General features: G+C 70.4%; 16 protein-coding genes, 1 tRNA gene and 1 pseudogene. 11 read left to right on the forward strand and 7 right to left on the reverse strand.

Annotated features, from left to right (window positions below; translation table 11 throughout):
* Positions 1 to 82: 82 nt before the first annotated feature.
* Positions 83 to 742, reverse strand: coding sequence for a 16S rRNA (guanine(966)-N(2))-methyltransferase RsmD (gene rsmD / locus V2J18_RS15440; RefSeq protein WP_336132221.1), 660 nt, complete (start codon positions 740 to 742; stop codon positions 83 to 85).
* A gap of 65 nt (positions 743 to 807) precedes the next feature.
* Here rsmD and ftsY point away from each other — a divergent pair, with 65 nt between their 5' ends.
* The 4 genes from ftsY to V2J18_RS15460 all read left to right on the forward strand — a co-directional run bounded on the left by ftsY (position 808) and on the right by V2J18_RS15460 (position 4,862).
* Positions 808 to 2,151, forward strand: a complete 1,344-nt coding sequence (ftsY, locus tag V2J18_RS15445; protein ID WP_336132223.1) for a signal recognition particle-docking protein FtsY — start codon at positions 808 to 810, stop codon at positions 2,149 to 2,151.
* 69 nt (positions 2,152 to 2,220) lie between these two features.
* On the forward strand, positions 2,221 to 3,498 hold the full coding sequence (locus tag V2J18_RS15450) for an AsmA family protein (RefSeq protein ID WP_336132225.1): 1,278 nt from the start codon (positions 2,221 to 2,223) through the stop codon (positions 3,496 to 3,498).
* Positions 3,495 to 4,559: an A/G-specific adenine glycosylase gene (gene mutY / locus V2J18_RS15455; protein WP_336132226.1), complete on the forward strand. Its 1,065-nt coding sequence runs from the start codon at positions 3,495 to 3,497 to the stop codon at positions 4,557 to 4,559. The genes V2J18_RS15450 and mutY overlap by 4 nt, the downstream gene beginning before the upstream one ends.
* A gap of 33 nt (positions 4,560 to 4,592) precedes the next feature.
* Entirely contained in the window at positions 4,593 to 4,862 is a 270-nt protein-coding gene (locus tag V2J18_RS15460) for an oxidative damage protection protein (protein ID WP_064748403.1), read from the forward strand.
* Between the two features lie 174 nt (positions 4,863 to 5,036).
* On the opposite strand, the gene V2J18_RS15465 is transcribed toward V2J18_RS15460, so the two are convergent.
* Positions 5,037 to 5,537 carry a GNAT family N-acetyltransferase gene (locus V2J18_RS15465; RefSeq protein ID WP_336132228.1) on the reverse strand — a complete coding sequence of 167 codons (501 nt, stop codon included), beginning with the start codon at positions 5,535 to 5,537 and terminating at the stop codon, positions 5,037 to 5,039.
* Between the two features lie 837 nt (positions 5,538 to 6,374).
* Here V2J18_RS15465 and V2J18_RS15470 point away from each other — a divergent pair.
* Positions 6,375 to 8,492 (forward strand): prealbumin-like fold domain-containing protein, encoded by a 2,118-nt coding sequence (locus V2J18_RS15470; RefSeq protein ID WP_336132230.1) that lies wholly within the window; start codon positions 6,375 to 6,377, stop codon positions 8,490 to 8,492.
* A gap of 132 nt (positions 8,493 to 8,624) precedes the next feature.
* On the opposite strand, the gene V2J18_RS15475 is transcribed toward V2J18_RS15470, so the two are convergent.
* The gene (locus V2J18_RS15475) at positions 8,625 to 8,891 is read right to left on the reverse strand and encodes a hypothetical protein (RefSeq protein ID WP_064748396.1); all 267 of its coding nucleotides are present in this window, start codon (positions 8,889 to 8,891) and stop codon (positions 8,625 to 8,627) included.
* 368 nt (positions 8,892 to 9,259) lie between these two features.
* Positions 9,260 to 9,335, reverse strand: a tRNA-Phe gene (locus tag V2J18_RS15480).
* Positions 9,336 to 9,501: 166 nt separating this feature from the next.
* Between V2J18_RS15480 and V2J18_RS15485 the strand changes: the two genes are divergently transcribed.
* The 6 genes and pseudogenes from V2J18_RS15485 to dxs all read left to right on the forward strand — a co-directional run bounded on the left by V2J18_RS15485 (position 9,502) and on the right by dxs (position 18,052).
* Positions 9,502 to 9,948 carry a DUF6491 family protein gene (locus V2J18_RS15485; protein ID WP_064748395.1) on the forward strand — a complete coding sequence of 149 codons (447 nt, stop codon included), beginning with the start codon at positions 9,502 to 9,504 and terminating at the stop codon, positions 9,946 to 9,948.
* A 1,040-nt stretch (positions 9,949 to 10,988) separates the two neighbouring features.
* Positions 10,989 to 11,465 carry an LEA/WHy family protein gene (locus V2J18_RS15490; protein ID WP_064748394.1) on the forward strand — a complete coding sequence of 159 codons (477 nt, stop codon included), beginning with the start codon at positions 10,989 to 10,991 and terminating at the stop codon, positions 11,463 to 11,465.
* A gap of 117 nt (positions 11,466 to 11,582) precedes the next feature.
* Positions 11,583 to 13,373: an acyl-CoA dehydrogenase C-terminal domain-containing protein gene (locus tag V2J18_RS15495; protein WP_064748393.1), complete on the forward strand. Its 1,791-nt coding sequence runs from the start codon at positions 11,583 to 11,585 to the stop codon at positions 13,371 to 13,373.
* Positions 13,374 to 13,683: 310 nt separating this feature from the next.
* Positions 13,684 to 14,244 (forward strand): annotated as a pseudogene (locus V2J18_RS15500) (HNH endonuclease); the annotation flags it as partial.
* Between the two features lie 538 nt (positions 14,245 to 14,782).
* Positions 14,783 to 15,979, forward strand: a complete 1,197-nt coding sequence (locus V2J18_RS15505) for a hypothetical protein (RefSeq protein ID WP_336132233.1) — start codon at positions 14,783 to 14,785, stop codon at positions 15,977 to 15,979.
* Between the two features lie 168 nt (positions 15,980 to 16,147).
* On the forward strand, positions 16,148 to 18,052 hold the full coding sequence (gene dxs / locus V2J18_RS15510) for a 1-deoxy-D-xylulose-5-phosphate synthase (protein WP_336132234.1): 1,905 nt from the start codon (positions 16,148 to 16,150) through the stop codon (positions 18,050 to 18,052).
* Between the two features lie 180 nt (positions 18,053 to 18,232).
* Here dxs and V2J18_RS15515 read toward each other — a convergent pair whose 3' ends face one another.
* From V2J18_RS15515 to V2J18_RS15525, 3 genes are read right to left on the reverse strand one after another with little or no spacing between them, the layout of a single operon-like run.
* A complete protein-coding gene (locus tag V2J18_RS15515; protein WP_064748390.1) occupies positions 18,233 to 18,565 on the reverse strand; it encodes a DUF3325 domain-containing protein in 333 nt (110 codons plus the stop codon).
* A gap of 11 nt (positions 18,566 to 18,576) precedes the next feature.
* The gene (locus V2J18_RS15520; RefSeq protein WP_336132236.1) at positions 18,577 to 20,145 is read right to left on the reverse strand and encodes a PepSY-associated TM helix domain-containing protein; all 1,569 of its coding nucleotides are present in this window, start codon (positions 20,143 to 20,145) and stop codon (positions 18,577 to 18,579) included.
* A gap of 10 nt (positions 20,146 to 20,155) precedes the next feature.
* Entirely contained in the window at positions 20,156 to 20,521 is a 366-nt protein-coding gene (locus V2J18_RS15525; protein ID WP_222423764.1) for a hypothetical protein, read from the reverse strand.
* Positions 20,522 to 20,734: the final 213 nt, after the last annotated feature.

A 20,734-nucleotide genomic window follows, 5' to 3' on the forward strand; every position in this document is an offset into this window, starting at 1 on the left:
GTCGTTCGCTGCAGGAATGAGGGAAAGCGGGAAGCCGCCCCGCCGGTTGCGGCGCAGTGTAGCAGCCGGCCGCGCGACGGGGTCAGGCCGGGCGGCGGCGGTACAAGGCGTAGCGCACCTCGCGGGTGCCGCCTTCGCGATGCAGGTCCCAGTCGGCCGGCAGGCGGATCGGCGCGTCCGGCAGCGCCTCGGCGTACAGCCAGGCCGACGGCGCCAGGACCGGCAACAACGCCGGCCAGACCCGATCCCACAAGCCGGCCGCGAACGGCGGATCGACGAAGGCCAGATCGAAGCCCGGCGCGCCCGCAGACGCGACCGGCTGCGACGCCAGCCAGGCCAAGGCGTCGGACTGGACCACCTGGGCCGCCTCGCCTCCCGGCAGACGCTCGCTCAGCGCGCGCAGTTGCGCGGCCAGGGCCGGGTCGCGCTCGACCAGCACCGCCGCGGCGGCGCCGCGCGACAGCGCTTCCAGGCCGAGCGCGCCGCTGCCGGCGAACAGGTCGAGCACGCGCGCGCCCGGCAGCATCGGCATCAGCCAGTTGAACAGCGTCTCGCGGACCCGGTCCGAGGTCGGGCGCAGACCGGGCGAATCGGCCACCGCCAGGCGGGTGCCGCGCCAGCGTCCGCCGATGATCCGGACTTTGCCGGTTGTGGCCTTGGCGCCGGCGGGACGACCGGGCGGGTCCGCGCCGGCGACGGCGGACGGAGGCGGAACGCGCGGGCCGCGGCGGGAATTCTTCATCGGGAGGGTTTGCGGGCCGGTGCTAGCATGTAGCAATTCTCGCGCATGCCCCCACGTTCCGTCTCATGGTCAGTTTTTTTCGCCGCAAGAAGCCCGAAACCGCTGCCGGAACGCCTGCGTCCGAGCGCCGCTACAGCACCGAGGAACTGGCCGCCGCCTTCCCCGGTGCCCAGCCGCGCGCGGCCGAACCGGTCGCGGCCGAACCCGCGCCGGCGGCGGTAACGCCGGCCGCCGAAGCGCCGCCGGCCGGCCCGGCCCCGGCCCCGGCCGAGCAAGCCCCCATCCAGGCGACCCCGCTAGCAACGCCGGCGATCGGTTCGCCCACCGCACCGGCGGCTCGCGCCGCCGAACCGCCCATCCCGGCCGAAGTCGTCGCCGCGGCCCTGGAGGTCGAGCCGCCGCTCCGCGACGACGAGGTGCCGCTACCGGCCGCACCGGCGCCGAGCGCGCCCGCCGCGCTGGACTACGTCGACAAGCCCGCCGCCGCACCCGGCAAGCCCGGCTGGCGCGAACGCCTGCGCGGCAGCGTGTTCGCGCGCAGCTTCGGCGGTCTGTTCTCGCGCAATCCGCGCCTGGACGACGACCTGCTCGACGAGATCGAGACCGCGCTGATCACCGCCGACGTCGGCGTAACCGCCACCACCCAGTTGGTCGAAGGTCTGCGCAAGCGGATGAAGTCGCGCGAGTTCGCCGACGCCAACGCCCTGCTCGCGGCGCTGCGCACAGAACTCATCGCGCTGCTGCAGCCGGTCGCCAAGCCGCTGCAGATCGACTCCCAGGCCAAGCCCTTCGTGCTGCTGACCGTCGGCGTCAACGGCGTCGGCAAGACCACCACCATCGGCAAGCTGGCCAAGCGCTTCCGCGACGAAAACCGGTCGCTGATGCTGGCCGCCGGCGACACCTTCCGCGCCGCCGCGGTCGCCCAACTGCAAGCCTGGGGCGAACGCAACGGCGTGCCGGTGGTGGCCCAGGGCCAGAACGCCGACGCCGCTTCGGTCGCCTTCGACGCCTTGCAGGCGGCCAAAGCGCGCGGCACCCAGGTGCTGATCGCCGACACCGCCGGACGCCTCCACACCCAGCAAGGGCTGATGGCCGAGCTGGGCAAAATCCGCCGCGTGCTCGGCAAGGTCGACCCGACCGCGCCGCACGAAGTGCTGATGGTGATCGACGGCACCACCGGCCAGAACGCGCTGTCGCAGCTGCGCCAGTTCCACGCCGCGGTCGGCGTCACCGGCCTGGTGGTGACCAAGCTGGACGGCACCGCCAAGGGCGGCGTGGTGTTCGCCCTGGCGCGCGAATTCGGCATTCCGATCCGCTTCGCCGGCATCGGCGAGCGCCCGGAAGATCTGCGCGTGTTCGACGCCGAAGCCTTCGTCGACGCCCTGCTGCCCGAAACGCTCGGCGGCTGAGGCGCAGCCGCGCCCATGTCCGCGCCGCCGGAGACCGCCGTCCCCGAACGACGACGCTGGCGCAGGCGCGTGCTCGTCGCCGCCGGCGCGGTGCTGGTCATGGTGCTGGCGCTGAGCTGGGTGTCGCAGCCCAGCCAGGTCAGCGCGATCCTGCTCGATCGCGTCGGCCAATCGCTCGGCCTGGAGCTCAGCGCCTCCGGCGCCAGCGAATACCGGTTGCGCGGCACGCCGATGCTGGAAGTGCGCGGCCTGGTCGCGCGCCAACCCGGCGCGGCGACGCCGCTGCTGCGCGCCGAGCGCGTCTACCTGTCGCTGCCCTGGAGCACGATCCGCGCCGCCGGCGCGGTGCTCGACGTCGAACGGATCGAACTCGATGCGCCGCAACTCGACCTGGCCGCACTGCAACGCTGGCTGGAGTCGCGGCCGCCCTCGCCCGGCCCGCTGCGGCTGCCGAGCCTGAGCCGCGGCGCGCGGGTCGAGCGCGGCCGGGTGATCGGCGCCGGCTGGTCGGTGGAACGCATCGCGATCGATCTGCCGGTCTTGCACCCCGCACGACCGCTGCGCGGCCGGCTCGACGGCGAAGTCGTCGCCGCGCCGCTGCGGATTCCGTTCTCGCTTGCGGCGACCCTGCAGCGTCCGGCCGCCGGGCGCGGGCTCGGTCTGGCCGGCCGGGTCGACGTGGTCGCGCACGACTGGCGCCTGCCGATGCGCACCGTCGCCGGCGGTCGCCTGCACGCCGGCGACGACGGCCTCGGCCTGGACCGGCTGCGCCTGGGCGCGCAGGCGCGCTATCGCGCCGGCACCACCGATCTGCCGTTCGTGTTCGGCCTGGCCGGCCCGCTGCGCTACCGCGACGGCCGCCTGAGCCTGGCGCCGCTGGGCGCCGCGCTGCGCGGCCGCGACGCGGTGCCCCACCTCGACGGCACCGGCCGCTTCGCCTATGCGCAGCAGTTGGAACTGCAGTTGCAGGGCCGCCTGGCCGAATGGCCGCAGGCCTGGCCGACGCTGCCGCCGCCACTGGGGCAGTCGCGCTCGCCGCTGCCGTTTGCGCTCGATTACGCCGGCCCGGCCGATTTCTCCGCGACCGCCGCGCTGCGCCTGCAACGCGACGCGACCGTGTTCGACGGCCGCTTCCGCTTGCCCGAAGTGCTGGAGTGGGTCGATGCCGGCGCGCAAGGCTCGCTGCTGCCGCCGCTGCAAGGGCGCCTGCACACACCGCGGGCCGAAGTCTCCGGCGCGGTGCTCGAAGGCGTGCGGATCGAGATCGAGGACGATCCGCCGCCCACCGACTCAGCCCCCGCCCCAACCCGCGAACCGACCGCTAACGCCGCCCCGCCGAACCGATGACCGCACCGCCCGTCCCAGCCACCGCCGACGCCTTCGCCGCCCGCCTGCTGGCGTGGTTCGACGTCAGCGGCCGCCACGACCTGCCCTGGCAGCACCCGCGCACGCCGTACCGCGTGTGGCTGTCGGAAATCATGCTGCAACAGACCCAGGTCAAGACCGCGGCGCCGTATTTCGAACGCTTCGTCTCCGCGCTGCCGAGCCTGCCCGACCTGGCCGCAGCCGAACTCGACACCGTGCTCGGCCTGTGGTCGGGCCTGGGCTACTACGCCCGCGCGCGCAATCTGCACGCGGCGGCCAAGCTCTGCGTCGAACGCCACGGCGGCGAACTGCCGCGCGATATCGACGCGCTGACCGCCCTGCCCGGCATCGGCCGCAGCACCGCCGCGGCGATCCTGGCCCAGGCCTGGGACGATCGCCACGCGATCCTCGACGGCAACGTCAAACGCGTGCTCAGCCGCTACCACGGCATCGACGGCTATCCGGGCCTGCCGGCGATCGAGCGGCAGTTGTGGACGCTGGCCGAATCGCACCTGCCGCAGACGCGCATGGTCGACTACACCCAGGCGCAGATGGACCTCGGCGCGACCTTATGCACGCGCGCCGACCCGTCCTGCATCCTGTGCCCGCTGCAGCACGACTGCGTCGCCCGCATCGAAGGCCGGGTCGCCGAACTGCCGACGCCCAAGCCCGGCAAGGCGGTACCGCAACGCCAGGCGCAGGTGTTGTGGCTGCTCGACGCGGACGGCCGGGTGCTGCTGCAGCGGCGTCCGCCGAGCGGCATCTGGGCCGGGCTGTGGACGCTGCCGCAAAGCGAGGAAACCGCCGGCGCGCAGCAGTGGTTCGAGGCCCATGTACGCGGCGATTTCGCCGCCGGCGAGGCCTTGCCGGCGGTCGCGCACGCTTTCAGCCATTACAAGCTCGACCTGTGGCCGCGGCGCTGGCGCGGCATCGCCCTGCGCGGCGGGGTCGGCGACAATGACGATCTGCGCTGGTTCGCGCGCGCCGAATTGGCCGCACTCGGCATTCCCGCGCCGATCCGCAAACTGATCGAAGCGGCCTGAGCGCCGCACCGCATTCTCCCGGGACCCAACGACATGAGCCGCACCGTTTTCTGCGAATACGAACGCCGCGACACCGAAGGCCTGGACTTCGTGCCCTGGCCCGGCGAACTGGGCAAGCGCGTGTTCGCCCACATCGGCAAGGCCGGCTGGGCCGCCTGGCTGGCCCACCAGACCATGCTGATCAACGAGAACCGGCTGTCGCCGCTGGACCCCAAGCATCGCGCCTTCCTCGAGGGCGAGATGGAAAAGTTCCTGTTCGGCGGCGGCGCGGAGAAGCCCGCAGGGTTCGTGCCTGAAGGCTAGGAATAGCCGAGTGCAGCGAGCGGCCAGCCAAAGCGGCATCGCGGGCGTTGCTCGCTCCGCACCTCTCCACGCTCGGCTCAGGAGCGGGCGAAGAGGAGCCCGTAGCGAGCGAAAGCGGCGTCGCGCCCGATTTGCTCACAACTCATTACTTACTCCTCCGCACTCGTTCCTGCTTCACAGCCCGAACGCCGGCGGGTAGGTCACCGAGCCGCGCTCGCCGGCCAGGGCGCCGGGGCGCAGTTCCAGGGCCATGAAGCACTCGCCCGAGAACGGCGCGGCCAGTTTCGCGGCCAGCGCGGCGGCGAAGCCGAAGCGCGGGTAGTAGTCGGCGTGGCCGAGCACCACCACCGCTTCGAAACCGGCTTCGGCCAGCTGCGCCAGGCCGGCGCGGATCAGCCGTCCGCCGACGCCGCGCCGCTGCCACGCCGGCAGCACCGACACCGGCGCCAGGCACAGCGCGTCGACCGGGCGCCCATCGACCCGCACCGCGAGCGCGGTGAACAGCGCGTGGCCGATCACCCGCGCCCTGTCGTCGAGCGCGACCAGCGACAGCCGCACCAGACCGTCGGCGTGCAGGCGCCCGATCAGCTCGGCCTCGCCAGCGCCGCCGAACGCGGCCCGGGTCGATGCGTCGATCTGCGCTTCGTGTTCGCGGGTTTGCGGCTGGATGCGCATGGGCGTCTCCGATGGCGGGGCGTACGGCGGCACACGGGAAAACATCATCAAACTGAGCATGAAGGCCTCCGTGGGATGCGAGGCAAGACAAGGTCCGGCCTGATGCCGGAACCGGACGCGGATACGCGCGGCCACCAGGCGGCGCGCCCGGACGGCCAGCGCGGGAGCGCGAGGAATGCGCGTCGCGGCATCGGCAACGCAAACGCCGATCGCGGCGCGAACGGCGCGCGCCGGATGCGGCGACGGCAATGGCGGCACGCGCCGCGGACGGCTGCGCATCGCGCGCATCGCCGTCGAATCGATAAGAGCATGGACGTCTGTCGGTAGTCGCCGGAACGGACGCGACCGCGCGCGTTCGCAAGGCGCGAACGACGAACCGCTTTCGACGCGTCGACCCACCTTCGCCGGGCGAAGGGATCAGCGGATGGCTACACGCTCAGACATGGTTCCCTCTGGACCGCCGGTCGGCGGAATACGGGGACGGGCACCGTAGTGCGCCTTGCGCGCGGCTGTCAACTTTCGCCGCCGGGCGACGCCATGACCTCGCCCGATGCACCGGGCTCGTCCTGTTTAGGCACATCCGCCCGTCTAACGGGACCTGCGCCAATCGGCGCCGAGTGGCCGCGATCGGGAACCGATTACAGCGCCAGGGGCAAAAACTGACCTTTTTTGTCTGTCCCAGTCGTGGCCGGCCGGGCTCAGCGCCTGGGATCAACGCTCATCGGGGCACACTCTTCGAAAAACTGTGAACTTTGGCACATTTTTTGCACGATTCAGCTCACGCTTTTTCACCCTGCCGAGCGGCTTCCGCTCCCGTCGGATGGAACCCCGGACTTCATGACGGCCAAATACCTCGCCCCCGCCCTCTGCCTGCTCGCCCTGTTCGCCAGCGTTCCCCGTCCCGTCCATGCGCAGGCCGGCATCGGCGTGCAGGCTGGCGCCACCCCGACCGGCACCATCGGCACCAACAAAGGCGATCCCGGCTCCGGAGCGCTGCAATGCCCCGCCGGCACCATCGTTCGCGGCGCCTACCATCGCGACAAATCGATGAGCGCGGGGCTCACCTCGACCCGCGGCATGACCAACCGGGTCGGCCTGTACTGCGGCGGCATCACCACCGACGGCAGCACCGTCAACGTGGTCAACCGCAACGCCAACGGCAGCCCGGACGTGCTGTCGGGCACCTACGCTCTGCCGGGCACCGAAGTCACCAATTACTGTCCCTCCAACCAGCTGGTGCACCAATTTGGCGGCTGGGACCGCGAATGGTCCAACGGCCAGTACCCGCCGTGGTCCTCGTCGCTGAACCTGGTCTGCCGGCCGCTGACCCTGGACGCGAACTCGTGGGTGCGGATGACCACCGGCACCTCGACCAGCATCGAGGTCGGCGTACGCGAAACCATGTCCGGGCAACCGGCCCACGTCTCGCGCGGTCCGTTCTGCGCCAACACCGCCACGACCCTGGTCTCGGGCTTGTTCATGCAGGCCGGCGGCGAAGGCTACGACGGCATCAACGTCTATTGCGGCACCCTGTTGCAAGCGCGCCATTCGGCGATCCTGAGCTTCGCCGATTTCGCCTGGAACAAGACCCTCGGCGGCACGGGCTGGCAGGTCAACCTGACCCAGGGCAGCACCCTGCTCGACAACGGCGCCGGCACCACCGGCGCCGGCCGCACCCCGCATGCCAGCGTCGCGTCCAACACCTCGACCGTACAAACCGCGAGCGAGATCTACGTGCTGCCCGGCGGCAACTACCGCGCCGCGATCAGCCAACGTCCGGCCGGCATCGCCGCCAATACCTACGTCACCACCGGCACCTGCCTCACCGGCACCACGCTGAGCAACGAACAAGACGCCTCGTGCACGCTGGCCGTCACCGGCCTGCCCGACATCGCGGTGACGCTGAGCACGCCGACGCCGGCCTACAGCAACTACGGCCAGTTGCAGAACATCGTCCTGACCGCGACCAATGTCGGCCCCGGCGCCACCGACGGCGACGACGGCTTCACCGTGGTCGCGACCCTTCCGGCGGGCTGGACCGCCGGCACCCTGCCGGCCAACTGCGTCGCCAGCGCCGGCAATAGCGTCGTCACCTGCGCACTGAATCCGACTCCTCTGGCCGGATCTAGCGCGCCCGGCAGCAACGGCGGCACGGTCAGCTTCACCATTCCGGTCACGGTCAATTCGCCCACGCTCAGCGGCACGTACACCGCCAATGCCGCACTGGGCCGCAGCGTGCCCGACGGCGACGCGGACGCGACCAACAACGACTTCAATACCGCCAACGACACCGCCAGCGGGCCGCTGGTGTTCCAGAAACAGCCGATCCTGCGCCTGCGCAAGGCGCTGCCGCTGGGGCGTTTCGTCGCCGCCGACCAATTCGACTTGAACATCGCCGGCACCGGCGGGCCGGTCGGCGTCACCACCACCGGCAGCGGCACCATCGCGACCGGCGAGGCCTTGCTCAACGGCAGCGTCGGCGCGGCCTACACCCTGTCCGAAACCGGCGCGGCCGGCGCCAACCTCAACAACTACGCCAGCGCCTACAGCTGCAGCAACGCGCTGGCCGGGGGCCAGACGCCGAGCGGCGCCGGCACCAGCTTCAGCCTCACCGCGGCCGCCGGCGACGATCTGACCTGCACCTTCAGCAACACTCGCGCGCCGCTGGCGGACTTGGCCATCACCAAGACCAATGGCGTCAACACCGTTTCCCGCGGCGCGTCGACCATCTACACCATCGTCGTCACCAACAACGGCCCGGACGCGGTCGCCGGCGCGATCCTGCGCGACCCGGCGGCCAGCCGCCAGGGCCTGAGCTGCACCGCAGCGCCGAGCTGCACCGGTGCGGCCTGCCCGGCCGGGCTGAGCCTGGCGCAGTTGGAAAGCGGCGTTGCCCTCGGCGCGCTCGCCAACGGCGCCACGGTGACCGTCCAGATGACCTGCACGGTGCAGTAGGCGCAACGCCGTGCGGTGCGCCGGGATTGGGGATTAGAGATCGGGGATGGGGAAAAGCGGTGGCTCGGGCGACGGGCTCGAACACCGTGGCCCGCCGCCGCTGGCAGTTGCGGCAGCGGGCGTTGCGCCGGCTTAGAACAATTCCATCACGTCGATCACCCGGCCATCGCGGACGGTGACCAGCACGGTCTTGCTGCCGACGTAGTACTCGTAGCGCTCGGCGACGTTGGCGCCGAACTTGTTCTGGATCGGCACGATCTTGGCCGGCTTGCCCGCCACCTGCTCCAGGCGGCCGACACTGTCGCCGACCACGATCACCTTGTTGCCGAAAGCGACGGTTTGCGCCATCGCGGCCGAGCTGAGGACCAACAGCAGCAGCGAAGCGATCGTACGGGTCATGGCCTGCACTCCTTTGAAGATGCGCCGAGCATAGAGCGCCCCCGCCGCGCGTCTTTGCGCCAATCCGCAGAATCACAGAGTTGCGCACCTTCGCGCCCGGCCAGCCGCCAAACGGCAATATCGGCAAAGATGCTGGCGGGCCTTCGGTCCCTGAAAACCCGTGGCGTGCGCGTAACTGGGGAGGGACGCACGCTGCCAGCCCATCCAGGCTGCCCCAGCGCCGGAGCCGACGCAGTCGGCCGGCACCCCGCCGGAGGGTCGGATTTCTCCTACCTGCGCCTGTCGTCGCGGCAATAACTCGACATGCGCGAATCGGCCTGCGCAAAAACGAAGGGCCCGACCTTGCGGTCGGGCCCTTCGTTTACAAATGGTGGCCGGGGAGGGAATCGAACCCCCGACACGGGGATTTTCAATCCCCTGCTCTACCAACTGAGCTACCCGGCCGTTCGCGGTGTCCCGCGAGAGAGGCGGCATGATACGGACGCAAATCGGATCTGGCAAGTCTCCCCCGCGCTGAACGATATCGGCACCGGTTCGCACTGCGCGCCTGTCCGCGGGCGCATGATGCGCGCAGTCCCGCCAGAACGGCCCGCGCCGTCGAGGAGTGCTCATGAAAACCCTGCTCACCGCCGTCCTTGTCGCCGCGGCACTGGCCGGCTGCGCCTCCACCCCGAAACTGGACGACGCGCAGCGCCTGGCGCTGTACCGCGCCCACGCCGGCGCGCCGGTCGACAGCTTCCAGTACTTCGGCACGCTCAACGGTTGGACGCCGCTCGGCGACAGTGCGCTGGCGGTGTGGACGCGTCCCAACCAGGCCTACCTGCTGGAGCTGCGCGGGCCTTGCAGCGACCTCGCGTTCGCCTCGGCGATCAGCGTCAGCAATCAGATGGGCCGCGTGCACGCGCGCTTCGACAAGGTCACCGCGCTCGGCACGCCGTCGATCAAGATGCCCTGCTTCATCGGCCGCATCCTTCCGCTCGACGTCAAGGCAATCAAGCAGGCGCAACAGGAGTTGCGCAACGCCGGCGCGGTGCCGCGCGACGACGCCGCGCAATGAGCCCGCGCGAACACATCGTGTCGCCGCCGCAACGGCGAGTGCGAGTACGCGCGCAGCCGCGCGATGCGACCGGGTCGAGCCGCGAAGCGTGACCGGGGGTCAGAAAATTCCTACAGCCGGCCGCGCCTTCGGCCGACTGTTTGGCCCCGGCCGCGGCGGCAATCTATGCAGGCCCCGGCAGCACGGTCGATGCGATGACACGGATGCCGCTCTGCAAAGGAAAAAGGCCGTCACCCTCGAGCAGGTGAGCCAGCGGAGCCGGGGTGTCTTCATTGCAAGTGCCGAGGAAGCGTGCATGCACGGCGAAACGGATTTCGCGCCGATGGCCAGGACGGCCGGTCGGCCGACGCCGCACAGGACGTGCGGGGTCCGCGCATGAGGGCGGCGACGTGGATGCAGGATTCGCTCCGCGCGCTGCCGCGCTACCTCCTGGTGCTGGCCACCGTCTCCGCGCTGGCATGCCTGGCGCAGACGGTGGCGCCTTCTTCTGCGCGCCCTTCTGCGCCCACCGCCTCCTCGCTGGCGTTCCCGACTCCTGCGCACCCCGCCGGCACGGCCGATGCGGCGACGCGCGGCACGGCCGTACGCGTCGCCGCACCCGCACGCCCATCGTCACGCCCCGCACCGCCTGCGGACTCTTCCGCGACGCACACCGTTGCGCTCGACTCCGCGACCGCCGCATCGCACTGAACCGCGTTCGCGACGCGCACTGCATCGGCCTTCGGCGGCCGGTCCGTGCGCGGCCCTTGATGATCGCGCGGTGATCAGGCCGGAATCGCCCGCACAGCGATGCCCGCTCGCCCCTGCGCGCTCAAGCCGATCCGTCGCGGCCGATCCGCCCGGTCGAACGCCTCCGGACCGCCCCGCCCCGGGATCGGCGCGCTTGCCCGGCCGGCCGCCGCCATGCTCCCGGCGAACCGGCCTGAGCCGCGCCTGTCCGCGCGAACCTCACCCGGCGCGCCCCTGCCGGGGCCACCATTCGCCGTAGTATCCTCGCGGTCCCAACCCTGTGGAGCGGCGGAATGAAAGCACGGCCCCGGATGCGTACGATCGGCCTTACGATCGGCCTGACCCTGGCCGCCGCGTTGCTGGCCAGCTGCTCGACCGGCCCGGTGCGGCGCGTCTCCGAGCCCGCCGCGCGCATTCAGCAGCTGACCGTACGCGCCAACGGCAGTTGGACGGTCGAAGTGCGGCTGGAGAACTTCAGCAGCATCCCCATGCGCTTCGACCGTTTCGACCTGCAGCTCAAGCTCGGCGAAGAAAGCGCCGGCCAACTGCAGGCCCAGCCCGCCCTGTCGATCGGGCCCGAATCGGCCGACGTCGTCAAAGTCGACCTGACCCCGTCCGGCACCGCCAAGATCGCCGTCGCCGACGCCCTCGCCGGCGGCCGCAGCCTCGCCTACAGCCTCAAGGGCGACGTCGTGGCCACGCCCGACGAGACCAAGCAGCGCACCTTCGCCATCGAACGCAGCAGCGCGTTGAGCCCCGCGCCGGGCTTGCCCGGCGTGATGCGCTGACAGCCGGGATTCGGGATTGGGGATTCGTAGAGGCGCACGGCGCCGCTGCGTCCCGCCTTCGATCCCGCCCCGCTCCGCCGCTGCGAATCCCTAATCCCCAATCCCGAATCCCCGCCCATGAGCACCTACAAAGCCCCCCTCGCCGACATGCGTTTCGCCCTGTTCGACGTGCTCGGTGCCGAAGCCGCGTTCCAGCGCCTCGGCTACACCGACGCCAGCCGCGACGTGCTCGACGCCGTGCTCGAAGAAGGCGCGCGTTTCACCGAGACCGTACTCGCGCCGCTCAACAGCGTCGGCGACCAGATCGGCTGCAGCCACGACAAGGCCAGCGGCGCGGTGACCACTCCGCCGGGCTTCAAGCAGGCCTACGCGCAGTACGTCGAAGGCGGTTGGTCCGGCCTCACCGCCGATACCCGCTTCGGCGGCCAGGGCCTGCCGCACGCGGCCGGCGTGCCGCTGAAGGAAATGATCGACGCCGCCAACCTGGCCTGGGGCAATTTTCCGCTGCTCTCGCACGGCGCCACCGAGGCCTTGCTGCACCACGGCGAGGAATGGCAGCAGGAGGTGTTCCTCAAGCCGCTGGTCGAAGGCCGCTGGACCGGCACCATGTGCCTGACCGAGCCGCACTGCGGCACCGACCTGGGCCTGCTCAAGACCCGCGCCGAGCCGCAGGCCGACGGCAGCTATGCGATCACCGGCACCAAGATCTTCATCACCGCCGGCGAACACGACTTCACCGACAACATCATCCACCTGGTGTTGGCGCGCCTGCCGGACGCGCCGGCCGGCAGCAAGGGCATTTCCTTGTTCATCGTGCCCAAGGTCAAGGTCGCGCGCGACGGCCGCCTGGGCGAGGCCAACGCAGTGCGCTGCGGCAGCCTCGAACACAAGATGGGCATCCATGCCTCGGCCACCTGCGTGATGAATTTCGACGGCGCCCAGGGCTATCTGATCGGCCAGCCGCACAAGGGCCTGATGGCGATGTTCACCATGATGAACACCGCCCGCCTCGCGGTCGGCCTGCAGGGCCTGGGCCTGTCCGACCGCGCACTGCAGAACGCGCTGCGCTATGCGCGCGAACGCCTGCAGATGCGCGCGCTGTCGGGCGCCAAGTTCCCCGAACTCGCCGCCGACCCGATCATCGTCCACCCGGACGTGCGGCGCATGCTGCTGACCTGCAAGGCGCTGGTCGAAGGCGGCCGGGTAATGGGTTACGACGCCGCCCTGCTGGTCGACCTCGCCCATGCCAGCGGCGACGAAAAAGAACGCGCCGACGCCGATGCGCTGATCGGCTTCATGACCCCGATCGTCAAGGCCTGCCTGACCGAATGGGGCGTGGAATGCACCTACCACGCGCTGCAGTGCTTCGGCGGCCACGGCTATATCGCCGAGCACGGCATGGAGCAGCTCGCCCGCGACGCACGCATTACCACCTTGTACGAAGGCACCACCGGCATCCAGGCGCTGGACCTGCTCGGGCGCAAGGTCATGCAGTTGCAGGGCGCGGGCCTGAAGCTGATGCTGGAGCGGATCGAACGCTTCTGCGCCGAGCACGAAGGCAACGCCGCGGTGGCCGAGTTCGTCGCCCCGCTGCGCGCCAAGGCGGCGCAGTGGCAGCAGCTGACGATGTCGGTCGGCAAGCGCGCGATGGCCAATCCGGACGAGGTCGGCGCCGCCGCCTACGACTACCTGATGTACTCCGGCTACGTGTCGCTGGCCTATTGGTGGGCGCGCAGCGTCGCCGCCAGCGAAGCTTCGGCGCAGTCGGAACGCTTCAAGGCCGGCAAACGCGAAACCGCGCGCTTCTTCTTCGCCCGCCTGCTGCCGCGTTGCGAAGGCCACGCCGCGGCGATCGGCGCCAGCGTCGAGACCCTGACCGCGCTCGACGCGGAGGCGTTCGACGCCTGAGCCGCCCCCGCCGGTCCGCGCCGGTCGCGCATCGCGCGCCGGCGCCGGCGGCGACGATCCGACCGCCGGCGCTCGGGCGGTCGCGAGCGGTCGGCGGCGCGCGATTTCGCGCGCCGCTACCAAATTCGTCATCAAACGGGTATAAGCTGGTTTCCCGATGGAGACCGATAGAGCGAAGATCCGCCTGGTCCGAACCGGAACCCACGCTGACATGCTGCAGCGTGAGCCGGATGCCTCCGGTGTCGCCGACCAATACTCGCCGTGGCCCGGCCCCCGCGCCGTCCCACGCAACGCCCTCGAACGTCTGAGCTCGGTGCGATTGCTGTCGCTCGACGCGCACGGCCGGGTGCTGGACTGGATGAACTGGCAGACCGCCAGTTGCCTCTACGCCCGCGGCGCCGTCGCCTGGACCCTCGGCGATCCCTGCCTGGAAGTGCACGGCGGCATCAACCGCCTGACCGGCGAGCGCAGCGTGCTGGCCCTGCATCCGATCGTCGCCGCGCGCGGCCACGCCCGTCCCGGCGCGCTGGATCCGACGCCGGCGCTGACCAACGCCGCCCTGTTCGCCCGCGACGGCCATCTGTGCATGTACTGCGGCCAGGATTTCCATCGACCGCACCTGACCCGCGATCACGTCGTGCCGGTGTCCAAGGGCGGCCGCGACCTTTGGGAGAACGTGGTCGCCGCGTGCTTCGGCTGCAACTCGCGCAAGGGCAACCGCACGCCGCAACAGGCCGGCATGCCGCTGCTGGCGGTGCCGTACCGGCCGAGCTGGGTCGAGCATCTGATCCTGTCGAACCGCAACATCCTCGCCGACCAGATGGCGTTCCTGAAAAACCAGTTGCCCAAGCGTTCGCACCTGGCGAACTGAAGCATCGGCGCGACCGGCGCCGCGCGCGCCCGATAGCAGGCGCGGACGTGGCCTCGCAGCGGCGCGAAGACGAACGCCCAGCATCCGTCGCCCGGTCCGCGGACAGCGGACAGCGACGCACGCGAACGCGGGGCGAACGCGCGTCGCGGTCCGGCCCCGTCCTGCAGTGGCAGGCCGGCGTGGGGGACGGACGAAAGGTTCGGGCCGCTCCGCCGTCCGCCCGTTCGACGCCGCGCTTGCGACGCCGCGATCGGAGCCCCCGCACCGCAGCCCCCTGGCCCGACGGTCGCGGCACGCCCCGGGGCCCGATGCCGCAACCCCTTTTGCCCCCGGCTCGTGCGCGTGTACCCGCTTTCGCCGTCGGCGTCGCGAGCCAGGGCGAACGCCACACCCCGATCTTCGTGACGAAGTTCGCAGTATCGCGCTGGAAACCCCGTCTTTCTGCCCAAAAAGGCGCCTTATCGACGCATCACGTCGCGTTGACGGTGACTCGTGCAGTCCGCAACACTTCTCGCTTGATTCTGATGCGGAAACGACCATGCCTTTGACCCTCGGCCTGACCGGAATGGACCCGGCGACGGAGTCTGCGTTGCAGACCGCGTTCAAGGTCGCCAACGCCCAACTGGGCGGGCACTGGTCGCTGGTGCCCGAGCAGCAGGCCGATTTCGTCGTGGTCGACATGGACAGCATGTACGGGCCGATGAGCTGGCTGCGCCTGCATGCCTCGGGCAAGTCGGTGATCGCGCTGACCGCCGCACAGCGCACCCAGGCCGACTTTCTGCTCTCCCATCCGGTGAACACCGATTCGGTACGGCTGCTGCTCGGCGAGATCGCCGTGCAGAGCGGCCAGTCCCTGCCCGTGGCCGCCCCGACGCCCGCCCCGGTCGACATTCCGCATCAGCCGCGCACCGATCCCACCGCCGCCCTGCCCGAGGCGGTGGTCGAACTGCTCGAAGCCGACCGCGCCCAGATCCGCGCCGCGCAAGCACCGGCGGCGTCCGCGCCGACCGCAGCGGCGAGCGCTGCACCGACAACGGTCGTCCCGGCGCCCGCGGAGCCGGTCGCTGCCGCGGCTTCCGCGCCCACCGCACCGGCGGCCGATGCCGCGCCGGCGCCGATCGCGGCCGCGCCCGTGGTTCCGCCGGCGGTTCCCTCCGCGGTGCCCAGCATCACCGCCAGCGGCGACGGCCTGCTCGATTGGCTGATGCCGGGCCGCCTGCGCGGCCTGGTGCGCCTGAACCGCGGCGGCCAAGCGCTGTTGATCGACGCCGACGAACGCAAGTATCACGGTCCGGCGGCGCTCAAGCCGCTCGTCGAGCTGTTCGAACGCGGCTTCGCCGCAACCGATTTCGAGACCGTGCCCGCCGCGCAATGGCAGGCGGCCGCGACCCAGGCCGGCGCGGCGATGCCGCTGTCGCGCCTGGTCTGGTTCGGCAACCTGCTTGCCGGCCGCGGCCGCCTCGCGCCCGGCTACGATCCGCAGCGCCGCTATCGCATGACCAAGTGGCCGCAGACCGAACGCGAGTACCCCAAGCACTTCCGCATCGCCACGGTGATGATGAAGGCGCCGGCGCACCTGGCCGAGATCGCCGAAGCCAGCGGCGTCAGCGAAGCCGAAGTGGCCGATTTCATCAACGCCAACCTGGCCACCGGTTTCGCCGAGGCCGAAGGCGATCCGGCGCCGGCCGAAGGCGCCAAGTCCGGCGGCCTGTTCGGCCGCCTGCGCGGCCGCTGAACCGCTGCGGCACGGGGTCGCAGTTCCGTTCGCCGCGATCGGCAACGCAAAACGCGGCGTATACGCACGTATTCGGGCGATCCCGCCTGAATGCGGGGAGTCACGCTTCTTGCTCGCCTCACACGGGGGCGGGACAATGACCGACTAGCTGAACGCCAGATGGTCGTGATGATCGATTCGCAGCGCTACCCGCGTCTTTCCCGCATCCAGGTTCCCGCCGACCTGCGCCGCTTTCCCGAAGAGGAATTGCCGGCCATCGCGCAGGAACTGCGTGCCTACCTGATCGAGCAGGTCGCCCTGGTCGGCGGCCATTTCGGCGCCGGTCTGGGCGTGATCGAACTCACCGTCGCCCTGCACTGGCTGTACGAAACGCCGCGCGACCGACTGGTCTGGGACGTGGGTCACCAAAGTTATCCGCACAAGATCCTCACCGGCCGCCGCGACAGCATCCACACGGTCAAGCAGAAGGACGGCGTCGCGCCGTTCCCCAAGCGCGACGAATCCGAGTACGACACCTTCGGCGTCGGCCACAGCTCGACCTCGATCTCGGCTGCGCTGGGCATGGCGATCGCGCTCGACCGCCTCGGCGACGAGCGCAAGGTGGTGGCGGTGATCGGCGACGGCGCGATGACCGCCGGCATGGCGTTCGAAGCGCTGGCGCATGCCGGCGGCCTGGACCCGGAGCCCAACGTTCTGGTGATCCTCAACGACAACCAGATGTCGATCTCCGAGAACGTCGGCGGCGTGACCAAGATGCTCGGCCGCCTGACCAGCAGCCGTACGCTCAACGCGATCCGCGAGGGCGGCAAGAAGCTGCTCGGCGACAAGCGCAAGCCGGCGGCGAAGTTCGTGCGCCGCTGGGAAGAGCATTGGAAGGGCATGTTCGTGCCCTCGACCTTCTTCGAGGAAGTCGGCTTCCACTACACCGGCCCGATCGACGGCCACGACCTGCCCGCGCTGCTGCATGCGATGAAAACGCTGAAGGGCCTCAAGGGCCCGCAGCTGCTGCACATCATCACCACCAAGGGCAAAGGCTACGAACTGGCCGAAGACGACCAGATCGGCTACCACGCGGTCGGACCGTTCGACCCGGAGAAGGGCCTGGTCGCCAAGGCCGGCGCCAAGAAGCCGACCTATACCGATGTTTTCAGCGAGTGGCTGTGCGACATGGCCGCCGCCGACGAGCGTCTGCTCGGGATCACCCCGGCGATGCGCGAAGGCTCGGGCCTGGTGCGTTTCAGCAAGGAGTACCCGCAGCGCTACTTCGACGTCGCCATCGCCGAGCAGCACGCGGTGACCCTGGCCGCGGGCATGGCCTGCGAAGGCGCCAAGCCGGTGGTCGCGATCTACTCGACCTTCCTGCAGCGCGGCTACGACCAACTGGTGCACGACGTCGCGATCCAGAATCTCGACGTGCTGTTCGCGATCGACCGCGGCGGCGTGGTCGGCCCCGACGGCGCCACCCACGCCGGCAACCTGGACCTGTCCTACCTGCGTTGCGTGCCGAACATGGTGGTGATGGCGCCGGCCGACGAGGACGAGTGCCGCAAGATGCTCAGCACCGGCCATCGCTACGAGGGCCCGGCCGCGGTGCGTTATCCGCGCGGCACCGGCCCCGGCGCGGCGATCCAGCCGAACCTGGACGTGCTGCCGATCGGCAAGGCCGAACTGCGCCGCCAGGGCGCGCGCATCGCCCTGCTCGCCTTCGGCGCGATCGTGCCGGCAGCCGAACAGGTCGGCGCCGAACTCGGCCTGACCGTGGTCAACATGCGTTTCGTCAAGCCGCTGGACCGCGAACTGATTCTGGAACTGGCCAAGACTCACGACGGCTTCGTCACCCTGGAAGACAACGTCGTGGCCGGCGGCGCCGGCAGCGGCGTGGCCGAGTTGCTGTCCGCCGAAGGCCTGGTCCTGCCGGTGCTGCACCTGGGCCTGCCGGACGAGTTCCAGCATCACGCCAGCCGCGAACAGTTGCTCGCCGAGGCCGGCCTCGACGCGAGCTCGATCCGCGCCAGCGTGCTCAAGCGTTGGCCGCTGCTGGCCGCGGTGCCGGCGCAGTCGGCGGCGGGCTGAGTCCCGCGCCGGCTTCGATGCAAAACGCCCGGCTCGCGCCGGGCGTTTTCGTTTCGGGAGCGCAGGCAGCGCTCGGTTATTGCCAGTATCGCTGCGGCGGAAGCTTCGGCCGCAACGTTTCTCCTGGGCGGGAACGGCGCGAACCGCGACCGCGGCACTGCGGCTACAACGCCGCCCCGCTCACCCGGCCCAGAACGGCATGGCCGCGAACGCGCTCAACAGCGCGGCCACCGCGATCTTCGCGCTCGCCTTCGGCGCCATCGTCATCAGCAACGTCCACGCCAGCGCCGACACGATCATCGCAGCGAACCAGAAGATCGGCCCCTGCGCCCAGCCGCGCTCGTAGACCAGCACGGCGAACATCAGCGCCAGCAGCGCCCAACCCGACGCGCGCAGGACGCGGGCACGCGCGGGCACGAACGCCGCGCTCGATACCTGACGATGGTGTTTTTCCAGCCCCCGGCTCAGCAGGCACCACGCGGCCACGCCCAGACTCAATCCCAGCCACAGCATGCGCGCGCTCCTCAGCGATCCGCCAACGCCGGCTCGGCGACGCGTTCGCGCCGCGACGCCGCCTGCGCCGGACGGCGCGCCTTGAGCAGACCGTGGCGCGCCAGCAACGCGAACCCGGCCGCCAGCGCCACCGCGGTCAGGTCGACCGCCGCCAGCGTCCATTCGCCGCGGCCGATCGTCGCCAGCAGGTGACTGCGCGGCGCGGTGGCGAAGTTGACCAGCGGAATCAGCGCGAACGCGACCGCGTTGAGCGCGAAGAATTGCGTCCAGCCGCGCTTGTGCACCGCCGGAATCGCCGCGTACAGCGTCGCCGCGATCCACACCGCGCAGAACACGCTGATCTCGGCCTTCGAACGCGCCAGCGCATCGGCCGGAATCATCCGGTTGGCGATCACCATCGCCGCGCTGGCCAAGGGCATGCCGCCGACCACGCCGAGGTTCAACGCCTGCACCAGACCATAGCCCGACAAGCGACCGGCCTCGGCGATCTTCTTCGCCCGCTTGCCGACCCAGACCTGCATGCCGCTGGCGATCATCACGCAACCGGCGAGGCCCATGACGAAGTACAGCCAGCGCAACGCACTGCCGCCCCATTGCGCCATGTGCATGCCGCCGAGGAAGGTGTAGGTCTTGTAGCCGGGCCCGAAGGCGCCGGTCTCGTGCAGCAGCTTGCCGTCGTTGGCGTCGTAGAACACCTGGTCGAAATTCCAGGCCACGTCGCGGCTGTGGTCGCCGCCGAAGGAGATGGTCGCGCTGGTGTCGTCGGGATGATGCACGCTGACCCAGGTGAGCGGCTGGCCCAGGCGCCGGCGCGCGTCGTCGACCAGGCGGTCGATCGGGTAGATCGCCGTCAGCGGCTTGCCGGTTTCCGCGCGCTCGTAGCTGTCGGCGGCTTCGGCGTAGAACGTCTCGGCGTTGCCTTCGTAGGCGGCGAACAGCCCGGCCGGCATGTAATTGGCGACGAAGATCGCCACGCCGGTGTAGGCGATCATCAGGTGGAACGGCAGGCCGAGCACGCCGGTGAGGTTGTGCCCGTCGAGCCAGGCGCGCTGGCCGCCGGCCCGGGGCCGGAAGGTGAAGAAATCCTTGAAGATGCGCTTATGGATCACGATGCCGGTCAGGATCGCGATCAGCATGAACATGCCCGCCAGGCCGACGATGTACATGCCCCAGGTCGGTGAATGCAGGTTGAAGTGCAAGGTGAAGAAGAATTCGCCGCCGGCGGTTTCCGGCACCTTCTTGCCGGTGACCGGATCCAGGCTGATCAGGTCCGGATCGCCGGCGTCGTAGTACACGCCGGCGTCCAGAGTCTTGCTGCGCTCGCCGGGCAAGGTCACGTAGTAGGCGTGCGGATGCGGCTTGGCGATCTTCTGCAATCGCTCGACCGCGCCCTGCAGGCTGGGCGCCGGCGCGGTCGGCGCGCGCTCCTGGCCGTGCAGCGAAGGCTGCATCCAGTAGGTCAGTTCCTTGTCGAAACAGGCGATGGTGCCGCCGACGAAGATCACGAACAACAGCCAGCCGATCAGCAGTCCGGCCCAGGTGTGCAGCCAGGCCATGGCCTGGGAGAAGCTGTTTTTCATCTCGGTGGCCTCACGTGGGCGGCACGGCGGAGCCGGGGAACAGGGCCGCGGCGCCGCACAGCTTGGCCGCCCACAACAGCACGGCCGTCGCCAGCGCCGGCGCCCAGCAGGCGCGCCAGGCGCTGCGCGCGGCGAAGGCGTACATCGCCACGCCGCACCAGACGAAGAAACTCAGCAGGCTGGCCGCGACCACCCGGTCGACGCGCGGAAACGGCAGGGCCACGCTGAGCAAGGCGGTGCTGGCGTAAGCGAAAAAATAGCCGATGACGATCGCCGCGAAAGCGCGCGCCGCGACCGCGCCGCGGTAGCGCCAGGACAAGGCCGGGCGCGGCTTGCGCGCGCGCGGCGGGGCCGGATTGGCTAGGGTGTCGGTCATGGCGCTGGGCAGGGCGTCCACCCGCGCCCATAACGGCGATCGCGGCGGGGTGACGTTTGGGCGATGCGGAGCGGGCGAGGCTTCAGTCTAATTGGCAATAGTTCTCATTTGCAAACCGCAGCAGCGGCGGCGAGACCCGGATGTACGTTCCTGGACGCAGTCGATCTTGCCGGCCCGGTCCGGTTACAGATCGCCACACCGGTCGCGCCCGCG

Origin of the sequence: Lysobacter firmicutimachus, assembly GCF_037027445.1 — a bacterium.
In the GTDB taxonomy this organism is placed as follows: domain Bacteria; phylum Pseudomonadota; class Gammaproteobacteria; order Xanthomonadales; family Xanthomonadaceae; genus Lysobacter; species Lysobacter firmicutimachus.